Origin of the sequence: uncultured Proteiniphilum sp., assembly GCF_937873925.1 — a bacterium.
GTDB lineage: Bacteria > Bacteroidota > Bacteroidia > Bacteroidales > Dysgonomonadaceae > Proteiniphilum.
On the sequence record NZ_CALNAT010000143.1, the window covers coordinates 38097 to 48573 of the forward strand.

The following is a 10477-nucleotide window of genomic DNA, read 5'->3' on the forward strand; positions in this document are numbered from 1 at the left end:
GTAATGGAATTTCACGGTCGAACGATAACATATTTATAGAAAATGACGCCTGCACTTGTTTAATTCCGATACTATGGTAAGGAATAATCAGTCATTCAAACCACACAAAATATCAGTATAAAATTCTGATAATAAAATCATTATAAAATATTAAAACAATAATCAAATGAAATCCTGTCTATTATTTATATTGCTTCTTGCTCTTTTCGTGGAAAACGTTCCGGCGCAAAAAAACGCGTTAGATAAGAATTTCGAGAATAATCTGACCAAAGATGAAATTACCCGGGCATATGTTACGCCTGTGAAAATTATCTGGCAATCGGATAATAAAAACAATCAGGTGAAGAATACGGAGGTGCTTTTAACAAAATTCGACGGACAGTTGTCTACCAGCGGAGAAGGCATGTGCATACTACGATCGGACGATGATGTACAGGCCTCCGTTCTGCTGGATTTCGGAAAAGAACTATATGGGGGAATAGAAATAGCTGCCGCCATAAGAGGTGAGAAAAAACCCGTAAAAATCCGTATCCGTTTAGGTGAATCCGTTTCGGAAGCCATGAGCGACTGCATAGACAATACTGTCCCCGGCATGAGCTCGGCCACCAACGATCACTCTTTGCGAGATTACACGTTGGAACTTCCCTGGCTGGGGACCGTAGAGGTGGGTAACTCCGGATTCCGGTTTGTGCGGATAGATCTGCTGGATAAAGGTGTTGAACTGCCCATAAGATCGGCAAGAGCGATCTTCCGGTACAGGGATATTCCTTACCTGGGTTCATTCAAATGCGATAACGAACGATTGAACGAGATATGGGAAACGGGAGCATATACCGTTCATCTGAATATGCAGGAATATTTATGGGACGGAATAAAAAGGGACCGGCTGGTATGGTTGGGTGACATACATCCCGAAATCATGACGATAAATACCGTATTCGGCGAACACGAGGTGGTGAAAAAAAGTCTCGATTTCGGAAGGGATACCACTCCCCTCCCCGGATGGATGAACGGGATCTCCTCCTATTCCTTATGGTGGATAATTGCACATCGCGATCTTTATCTGTATCAGGGAGATCTGGACTACCTGAAAGAACAGCAATCTTACCTGTCTGCCTTGATCCATCAGGTTATCTCGAAAATAGGGTCGAACGGCAACGAGCAACTCGACGGAGGACGTTTCCTGGACTGGCCTACTTCGGAGAGCCCGAACGTGACCCACTCGGGACTCCAATCGTTGATGGTCATGGCGATACAGGCCGGAACAGATATTGCCGGATGGACAAACGACGAACAGCTGAAAAAGACCTGTGCCAATGCACTTCGTTCATTGCGCAAACATACGCCCGCAATGCATGATAATAAACAGGCTGCCGCGCTGCTCGCGTTGGCCGATATGGTACCTGCCGGCCAGGCTTCGCAGGTTATACTCAGGGACGGGGCCAATGATTTCGCGACCTTCTACGGCTATTACATGCTGGAAGCATTGGCGAAAGACGGTAAATACCGGGAAGCGATGGATATTATCTCCGATTATTGGGGAGCGATGCTCGATTTGGGCGCCACCACTTTCTGGGAGAATTTCAATTACGAAGAACGATTGAATGCTACCCGGATCGACCATTTGCCCGACCCTTCCCAGTTCAATATCCACGCCGACGGGGGTGACCACTGCTATATCGGCCTTAGGGCCAGCCTTTGCCATGGGTGGGCATCCGGCCCCACATCGTGGCTGACGGCACATGTCCTGGGGATTCAAGTGCTCGAGCCCGGAGTCAAAACGGTTCAAATACGTCCCAACCTGGGTGATTTGAAATTTGCCGAAGGCACCTTTCCTACCCCTGACGGGGAAATTTATGTAAAGCATACCAAACAGGCCGACGGAACCATAAAAAGCGAGATCAAGGCACCGAAAGGAATACGGGTGGTAAAATGATAAAGAACCATACGCCCGTTAAATTCTCGTACGACTATTTTAACACAAAATATCTTTTTGTGAAGTTATAATATCAATTTTCACAGTGATGGGCAATTATAATGATTTTATATTTGCAGTTATTATAATAACAAAAAGTGAAAAATGTGTTTAGTTAAATTGGTCTCAATAAAAACCTGGCTTAAAACTAGTTAATACTATTTGACCTCATTCGGTCCAATCCATATATTTTAATAATAGAGTTCCTTTCTTATTAGTAATTTGTCATCTAAACCAAAGATCATATTTATTTTTAATTTCAATGTAAAAAATAAAAAAATATTTAAAAAATTATTTGTCAGCAATCTAACACATTAAAATCATTAATCTAAAAAGAATGAAAAAGAAATTAATAAATTTATCCAAAGGATTTTTGTTCCTATTGATGTGGACAATTTCCATTTGTATCTATTCCCAAAATATTACAGTAACAGGAATAGTTACTGATAAAGAAGGGGAACCACTCATCGGAGTTACCATTCGGATTCAGGGAACCACCCATGGAACAATTACCGATTTCGATGGAAGATACGCGCTCATTGATGTCCCGGGAAATGCTAATCTGGAAGTTTCTTACGTCGGCATGCAAAGTCAGGTAATAAGCGTGAACGGTAAAACTGTTATTGATATTGTATTACAGGAAGATTCCGGCCTTTTGGAAGAAGTAGTGGTAGTGGGGTACGGTATACAAAAGAAAGCATCCGTAACCGCGGCTATTTCCACTGTCGATACAAAGAATTTAAAACAGAGTTCGTCGGCCAACCTGTCTGCTGCATTGGCAGGACGCTTACCCGGGTTAACGGCTATGCAGACTTCGGGACAGCCGGGGAACGACGTGGTCACTCTTTACCTTCGTGGGGTGGGAACATTGAACGATGCTTCTCCGCTCATCCTTATAGATGGAGTTCCGCGAAATAATATCAGCACAATAGATCCTAACGAAGTCGAATCGATCAGTATTTTGAAAGACGCATCAGCGACTGCCGTATTTGGAGTACGTGGAGCCAACGGTGTTGTGATGATTACTACGCGCCGGGGGCAACCGGGTAAATCGGAACTCAATATCTCGGTCGATCAGAGCATGCAGCAGTTTTTGGTGAAAGCCGACCGTTTGCACTCATGGGAATTCGCGGAGCTCCGTAATCAAGCCTATTTGAATGATCACCCTGGTGAGGCTGATATGCCGTTTACTCAATACATGATTGATAAATACCGTAGCGGGGAAGACCGGGTGTTTTATCCGGACCGGGATGTTTTTCACGACTATTTTAGAGATTGGGCGCCTCAAACACGCGTAAACGCGAACTTTAACGGTGGAGGTGACAAGTTCGCCTATTTCCTTAATGCGGGTTATATCGGCCAGGGGGGTAATTTTAAGACAGAACCGAAAAGTTTCCTTGGCTATGATCCCAGTTACAGCATGGATCGCTATAACTTCCGTGGGAATGTAGATTACAATATTGCCAGTAACCTGAAAGCATCGCTCAATATCGCAACCTATCTCGAAAAGATGAATACGCCTCAAACGGCGGATCTGTTTAGCGGAAGCGTGGCCGGAATGGTACAAAATATGATCGCCTATACATGGGCCACTCCTCCGACAGATCCCGGACCAACTACGGTGGCCGGATATGGAGTTCCGCCCAATGAAATTGTGGCACAATCGGGGCAGGACAGGAATACCTATGGTGAAATAAACAGAAGGGGGTATCGTCAGGAGATGACCAACAACCTGAACTCTTCGTTGACATTAGACTGGGGATTGGATTTTATTACCAAAGGATTGTCCGCCAAAGGAATGATAGCTTTCGATAGCCATGCAAGTACAATCCTGGAAGGTTCCCGGGGTGTGGATACCTACGCTTTTGACGTAGCGCGCAGTGCCAACGAAACCAGCGGTTATACTACAATCCGCTCCAATCAGGATGCGGCAATTCGCTTAGCGAAAAGCATGCAAACCCGTTATTATGTCAATTATCAGGCTTCATTGAATTATGCCAGGTCATTCGGCAGGCATAACCTTACCGGTATGTTTCTTTTCCAGCGTGACAACTGGGATAAATATGGGGCCGATTTACCCTATAATGTAATAGGAGTGGTAGGTCGTGTTACTTACAATTATGATAACAGGTATTTGGCCGAGTTTAATTACGGGTACAACGGTTCGGAACAGTTTGCACCCAACAATCGATTTGGCTCTTTTCCGGCACTCTCTATTGGTTGGATCGCTAGTAACGAAGAGTTTTTGAGAGAGAGTCCCGTTCTCAGCAACCTGAAATTCAGGGCTTCGCACGGTCTCACGGGGAACGATAAATTAGGCGATGAAAGATTCCTGTATCAGAGTTTCATTAATATGGGAGGAGGCGTTTTTCCCGGCCTGGGAAGAGGGCAGAGTGTAATACAGGGTAAAATGGGAAATGAATCCCTTCAATGGGAAATGGCTAAAAAAACGAACCTGGGTATTGAGGTAGAAGTATTGGGGAGTCTTGGGCTGACAGTGGATCTATACCAGGAACACCGGGATAAAATCCTAATCGGCAGGAATACGATTCCCCAATTGCAAGGGATACCTTTAGGAAATATCCCCAAAGTAAATATCGGGGAAGTAGACAATAAAGGTTTTGAGGCCGAGTTAACCTACAGAAAGGTTGTGAATAAAGATTTCTCTTTCTTGGTAAAAGGGAACTATGCCTATAATAAAAACACGGTGGTGTATGCCGATGAAGTTCAATATGGTGAAGACTATGCATACAGGAACCGGGTTACAGGATTCAGCATCGGCCAACCATTCGGCTATAAAATAGATTACAGCAATGGTAATGGCTATATCAATACCCAGGAAGAACTGGAAAACCTGCCTGAGTATCAAATCGGAGGGACACCCCGTTTAGGAGATTTCATATATGTAGATGTAAACGACGATGGAGTGATCAATGACCGCGATATGGTACCTATAGGATATCCTAATGTTCCGCGTGTTACTTACGGGCTTTCGGGATCCCTGAACTATAAAAACATTGATTTTTCTTTCCTTTTTACGGGTGTAGGACAAACACACCGGTATACCAGTGGATGGGGAGCGACGGAATTTGCCCTGGTCGGCTTTTATAGCGGGTGGCACAAACAGGCCTGGACAGCCGAGAGGTACGCGAATGGAGAAAAAATACTCTATCCTGCGCTGGGAATGTCGAGTGGCGTCAGTCAAGCCCCTAACGATGTATTTATCATGGATCGCTCTTTCTTACGCTTGAAATCTCTCGAGGTGGGATATACGCTTCCTGACAAATGGATGGAGGCCATGCGTATTCAAAAAATAAGGATCTATCTAAATGGAAATAACCTGCTCACTTTCAAGAAAATGCCAATAGACACTGTGGACCCGGAACAATCCGACGCCTTGGTGTATCCCCTGACAAGGATGGTCAATTTCGGGCTTAATATTTCATTTTAACTAACAAAATAATGCAAGATATGAAATTTCAACGATTATTAATCATACTTTCCTTGGTCCTGATTTTCAGTAACTGCACGGATGTTCTCGACATGGCACCCGACGGCAACATGCAGATGGACGAAGTTCTTTCTGACCCGGACAAGGTAGAAGCGCTTTTGAACCGTTGCTATGAAAAAATTCCCCAGAAAGGATATAGCTATTGGTTTTTCGAGTCTTTAGTGGTGGCGGCCAGTGACGATGGATACACCTCGGACGAAGCGCAAGGTGTGCCTTCTACGGATATCTATACGGATAACACTTCGGCAAGCAGTCACGCTATGAGAGATTCCCATGATGGACATGGAGGAAATAATACCGGCTACTGGGCAAATTCATGGCAGCAAATTCGTCTGTGTACACAATTTATTGAGTTAATAGATGGAGCGGCCGTAAACAAGGAAACAGACAGGGGACGCTTTAAAGCGGAAGCCCGTGTATTAAGGGCGTTTTTCTATATGGAATTGATTAAATGGTTTGGTAAAGTACCTATCCTGGAACAAACGCTACCTTTTGATGCTGATTTTTCAACCATGACACGATCCTCCGTGTATGATGTGGCAAAATTCATTGTTTCGGATTGCGATGCGGCTCTGGCAGAACCCAATTTACCCTGGAGGATTGATACTTCCAATGAGGCAATGCGTGTAACCAAGGCGTTAGCTCTGGCACTCAAGACAAAAGCAATGTTATTTGCCGCCAGTCCGCTTCATAATGAAGGACAAAACTATTGGGAAGAAGCCTATACTACCGCCAAAGACGCGGTCACCAAACTAAAGGCAAACGGGTACGAATTATTCACCAAAACAACGCAGCCGGCAGTATATGGTACGGGCCCCGGGGCGGCATTCCGCCAACTGGTCACCCAAAATGCGGATTATTCAGCCACACCGCGGGATAAAGAAACCATTTTCCAGGTACGGTCCGGTGACGTGTTTGTATGGCATATTGGGTATATTGGCAGTAATATGGCCAATACCTATAAATGCGGGACTTCACCCACCCAGGAATTGGTCGATGCTTTTGAAACAATCGACGGGCAACCGGTTCTTAACCTCACAAAACCCTATCTGGACGAAAAGCACCTACAACCCAATTATAATACGTTAAATACGCTTTATAGCCCGAATGATCCGTATGCCAACCGTGATCCCCGTTTTTATGAAACGGTGATTCATAACGGCAGTTCCATTGTATTCGATAGTAAAACAGTCAAAATTGAGACGTTTGTGGGTGGAGCACATGCGCTAAACTTCGATATAACGAACCGCAGTTCATCAAGAACAGGCTATTATCACAATAAAATGGTTACACCCGGGGCAAGCGGTAATAACGGGATCAATAATTCGAAATGGAAATACTATCGGTTGGGTGAGACGCTATTAGATTTAGCCGAGGCCGCCGCCGAAGCAGGTCATTTAAATGAAGCGAGAGCGGCTGCCAATGAAGTGCGTGCCCGCTCGGGAATGCCCGAGCTACCCGTAGGCCTGTCCCAGGCGGAACTGACGCTGCGCATACGCAATGAACGGCGCGTGGAACTGGCATGGGAAGAGCAACGGTATTTCGACCTGCGACGCTGGCAAGAACCCACAGGGAATTTAAGCGAAACATGCAAGTGGTTTACAGCAATGGTTATCAACAAGAAAAGCGACGGAGGATTCACCTATACCCGTCAGAATATTTCCGGTAATCCCAGGGGAGGGTGGCAAAACAGAGACCTGCTTCTTCCATTACCTTTAAATGAAGCGGCAACCCTTGAAGCGGTTACAGGACAAAAATGGCAAAATCCAGGATGGTAATTTCAATAATGATAAATAAAATGAAGAAAAGTATAAAATTCATAACATTAAACATTATTTGTTTACTGATGATCATGCCCTCGTATGCACAGGAAACAAATAGTACGCATAATCGGATTGTGAATGAATTTAACCAACCGATTCACGGTGCAGAGATTAAGACGGAAAATGGTAAATTCATCTCACGTACCACCAAGGATGGGGGGTTTAATGTACCTTCCGATGTAAAGAACCAATTTATTATTGTATCCGCGCCCGGGTATCAAAATATCCGTCTATCCCTTGATCAGATAATGGATCAACAGGAGATCACACTCTCTTCCGATCCACATAATATGGGAGGAGAAGTTAATTTCGGATATCATTCCTTTACGAAGGAATCGATTACCGGGGCTGTTGCCTCCGTCTCCGGAGAGATATTGGATAAAACCCCTTCAAACGTGTTATCGGACACTTACGAGGGGAGGTTGCCCGGACTCACCGTGGTAAACAACATTGCAGAGTTAACCTTCTTTGGATACGGGAATTATAGCAAAGCGATCCGTGGCTTCTCATCGATTAACGGAAATTCTCCGTTAGTGATCATAGATGGAGTGATTGCTCCCACGCAATACATCGAATTCATTTCGCCCAAGGAAATAGAGAGCATTTCCGTATTAAAGGACGCATCAGCCACAGCAGCATATGGTATCCAGGGATCAGCCGGAGTGATCGTTATCACCACGAAAAGAGGATATCAAGGGAAATTGAATGTGGAAGCCTATGCCGACCAATCCTTTCAACAGGTAACCCGCCGTCCTCAATTCGTCAGTTCGGCACAATATGCAAAATTACGCAATGAGGCCGGAGAAAGAGACGGGTTGGGTGCGTACTCCCAATTCACCCAGGATGAAATCGATCTTTTCGAAGCAGGTGATGACCCCCGCTACCCGAATAATAACTGGTTCGATCAATACATCAAAGAGTTCGTGATGAGGCAGCGAGTAGGTGTGAATGTCGCCGGAGGAACGGATAAATTTCGCTATTACTCCAACTTGAGTTTCGTCCATCAGAACGAACCCCTGATCATTGCCGACGAAGCAAATAGAAAGTATGACCCCACTCCCAATGTAAATATTGGCAACTTCCGGACGAACATGGATATCAAATTCAATGATTATATATCCGGTTATATGAGATTGACAGGAAACGTGAAACGAGAAGTGTTAGCGGGCGGGAATATGGGATGGACCGTGTACAGTCAAATTTTTAATCAACCCCCCACAATGTACGGCCCACTTTCACCGGTCAATGAAGAGAATGCTGAGTTGAGCGAACAGGTAGTGACTGTAGATGGACTGGATAATCCCGTATATGGTATGTTGAACCGATCCGGATATCGCACAGTGATTGAGACAAATATTTTGGCCCAGACAGGATTAAAATTGGATTTGGATTTTCTCGCGGAGGGATTATCTGTAAGTGGCGGTATGGCGTATCAAACCTATGTGCGAAATGAAACAGGAACCAGCCAGAATTATAAGAGGCTTATAAGAGAGGATGATTATTCAACATTAGATAATTTCATTCAATATAAGACGTTTGAAAACACACCATTAAGCTACGGAAAGGGATCTGTATTCTTTTATTATTTGAACTTCTTGGGAAGTCTCGATTATAATCGCCGTTTTGGAGACCACAGTATCAATGCTTCTGCCCATACCTATTATTTGAAACAGGAAAAAGAAGCGACCGGATCGTCCAGCGATGTATTGCCCTATAAAAGACAAAACTTTGGACTTTCTGCTCTGTATGGATACAAGGACAGATACTTTCTGAAAGCCGACATGGCCTATTCCGGCTCGGAGCAATTCCACCCGGATTATCGATACACATTTACTCCGGCTGTTTCAGCGGCCTGGATCGCTTCAAAAGAGGATTTTTTTCAATCCAACGTCATCTCTTTACTGAAGCTTAGAGCCTCATACGGTATCAATGGTAGTGACCAGCTTGGGGGTGCACGATTCCTCTATTTGGATAATATCCGTTCCGATGGTAGTGAACTGGAAAGAGGGAATCCAAAATTGGAAGCTGAAAAAATCAAAAAGCTAAATGCAGGGGTAAACCTGGGATTCCTGAACATGTTCACGTTGGATTTTGATTATTTCTCCCATCATGTGAATAATATGTTGATCAACAGCAGCGCAAAAATACCTCAATATCAAGGGATTCCCTTATCCTATTTTCCTAAACTCAATGAAGGTGAAATGGAAAATAAGGGATTTGAAGTATCCTTAGGCTTCAACAAAAATCTTTCAAAAGATTTGTCCGTATTTGCGCAGGCAAACTTTATGCAAGCCAAAAATAAGGTGATCAATATTAATGAACCTTCGCTGGGAAATGATTATGTTTATCCTTACCGTACACAAGGATATACCGCCGGACAGCTTTGGGGATATATGATTGACAGGAGCAATGGAAATGGAATGTTCAACTCAGAAGAAGAATTGACCAATTCAAGCCTCACCTACTCTTTCGGGACACCCCGTGTGGGCGATTTTATCTATCAAGACTTAAACAATGATAACATCATCGACGAGAAGGATAAGGCACCTCTGGGATATGCCAGATGGCCGCAACAAGAATACAGTATCGTGGGAGGGATCAACTGGAAAAATTGGGAGTTTTCTTTCCTCTTGCATGGTGTGGGGCATAGCTCGCAATTCTTAAGTGGCATCGGAGCGTATGAAAATCAAGGAAAAGGAATATTCAATGATATCCATTTGAATGCCTGGACACCTGAACGGTATGCTGCCGGGGAAGAGATTACTTATCCTGCCCTCTCTTTATCACCATCCACCAACCATGTCGCAAATGATTTCTTCTTAACCGATCGCTCTTACCTGCGCTTGCGGAATGTGGAACTGGCATATACATTGCCGGAACAGCTTTCGGCTAAAATTCGCTCCGAAAAGATCAGAGTGGCCCTTACTATTCAAAATTTGTTCACACTCGACAATATGAACTCCAAATATATCGATCCGGAAATTGGAAGTATGAATACATTCCAACCTTTTAGAGTTTTTAATATTGGTATCAGTGCAAACTTCTAACATTTTAGATCATGAAGAAAAGTATCATAAAAATATTTATAATTGCTGTTAGCCTCTTAGGCATACATTCTTGCGCAGACCTCGATTTGCCTTCAGATGGCAGGTTAACGCTTAAAGATAT

4 protein-coding genes are annotated in these 10477 nt (G+C 44.1%); all 4 read left to right on the top strand.

Annotated features, from left to right (window positions below; genetic code table 11):
* The first annotated feature begins 166 nt into the window (after positions 1-166).
* The 4 genes from Q0502_RS09520 (at position 167) to Q0502_RS09535 (ending at position 10356) form a co-directional block, all read left to right on the top strand.
* Positions 167-1936 carry an alpha-L-rhamnosidase C-terminal domain-containing protein gene (locus tag Q0502_RS09520; RefSeq protein WP_298649953.1) on the top strand — a complete coding sequence of 590 codons (1770 nt, stop codon included), beginning with the start codon at positions 167-169 and terminating at the stop codon, positions 1934-1936.
* 376 nt (positions 1937-2312) lie between these two features.
* Positions 2313-5426: a TonB-dependent receptor gene (locus Q0502_RS09525; RefSeq protein WP_298649956.1), complete on the top strand. Its 3114-nt coding sequence runs from the start codon at positions 2313-2315 to the stop codon at positions 5424-5426.
* 20 nt (positions 5427-5446) lie between these two features.
* The gene (locus Q0502_RS09530) at positions 5447-7264 is read left to right on the top strand and encodes a RagB/SusD family nutrient uptake outer membrane protein (protein WP_298649959.1); all 1818 of its coding nucleotides are present in this window, start codon (positions 5447-5449) and stop codon (positions 7262-7264) included.
* Positions 7265-7284: 20 nt separating this feature from the next.
* Positions 7285-10356 (top strand): SusC/RagA family TonB-linked outer membrane protein, encoded by a 3072-nt coding sequence (locus Q0502_RS09535; protein WP_298649962.1) that lies wholly within the window; start codon positions 7285-7287, stop codon positions 10354-10356.
* The last annotated feature ends 121 nt before the right edge of the window (positions 10357-10477 follow it).